Here is a 1,236-nt window from a genome sequence, read left to right as displayed (position 1 = left end):
CTAGGCGTGGTTCCCGAAGATCAGGCGACTGGTAACAGTGTGGGCAATTTGAATGCAAATGTTGTGGTGCCATCTTTGCACGTCACGTCGATCCGACCGCTGTGAGCTTTGGCGATGGAAAAAGCAATATAGAGGCCAAGACTCAGCCCTTCTCCGGCCGCATGTGTGCCGCGCCGAAAAGGTTGGAACAAATCACGCAGCAACTCGTCAGGTATAGCCTGACCATGGTTGGCGACGTTTATCTCAAGCTCACTTGCGGTCAACAGCCCATACACATGAATTGGCGCACCACGTGTTCCGTGGCGGACGGCGTTCGACAAAAGGTTCCCAACCGCCTGCGCGATACGTAGCGCATCGCACCTGATGGGCCGGTCGAACGACAGATCAAGTGTGATTTCATGGTCCGGCCACGCAGCGCGGACTTCTTGAACGACTTGCGTCAAGGCCTCGGTTAATGGCGCGTCCCTCACTGCAGAAATGCGGATGCCGCCGCCTAACCGAGCCTTTGCATGCAGCATCATGTTTTCTATCATATCGGTCATGCGGTAGAGCGAGGACCGCATCAATGGCAGGATTATCTGCGCCCTGTCAGTCATAGACTCTTTGCCCAACTGCCGGAAGCCAGCATCAAGCGCCGCCACAGGATTGCGCAGGTCATGCGCAAGAACAGCGACAAACTCTTCCTGGATGCGAGCCAGTTCACGCTCGTGCGCGACCATAAGCTCCTGTGCATTCAGCCGCTCTTCTGTCTCGAGACCCTGGCCGATGATGTCGGCAAACATCTCCAGCATCGCTATCGCGCGTGGATGCTTTACGTCGCGCGGCTCGGTGTCGATGACGCAGAGCGTGCCAAAAAAGCTGCCATCGCGTCGACGGATGGGGATCGAGGCGTAGCTTCCGATGCCGAACTTTACCGCAATAGGATGCCCGCCGTAATCTTCATCGGTGGCCGAGTCGTTAAATATGACGTTGTTTGATGTCTCTCGAACGGACTGGCAGAATGTTGATTGAATCTCGATCTCATCGCCCGCTGCCAAGCCAAAATTGACTTCGTCTATCGTGCGGCAGGCTACCCAGCGATCCTTTGTTACCCGCGCGACTGCTGCAAAGCGCATGTCTGTGGCAAGCATAATTGTTTCGAGTATCGTGCCGATAAGACTGCTCTCTGCAAGCAAGGTGATATCAGCTTGGAAGTCGTGTGTTCCCTGCATAAACGCAGCGTGGTCCTGAATGAGG

General features: G+C 55.4%; 1 protein-coding gene. It reads right to left on the bottom strand.

Translation table 11 applies throughout. The features are described from left to right. Positions 1–20: 20 nt before the first annotated feature. On the bottom strand, positions 21–1,236 hold a 1,216-nt coding region (locus EEB11_RS19215; RefSeq protein WP_135434191.1), incomplete at its 5' end, for a GAF domain-containing sensor histidine kinase.

The organism is Pseudotabrizicola sediminis (assembly GCF_004745575.1).
GTDB lineage: Bacteria > Pseudomonadota > Alphaproteobacteria > Rhodobacterales > Rhodobacteraceae > Pseudotabrizicola > Pseudotabrizicola sediminis.
The sequence above is the reverse complement of the archived record's forward strand: the minus strand, read 5'-3'. Positions and strand labels throughout refer to the sequence as shown.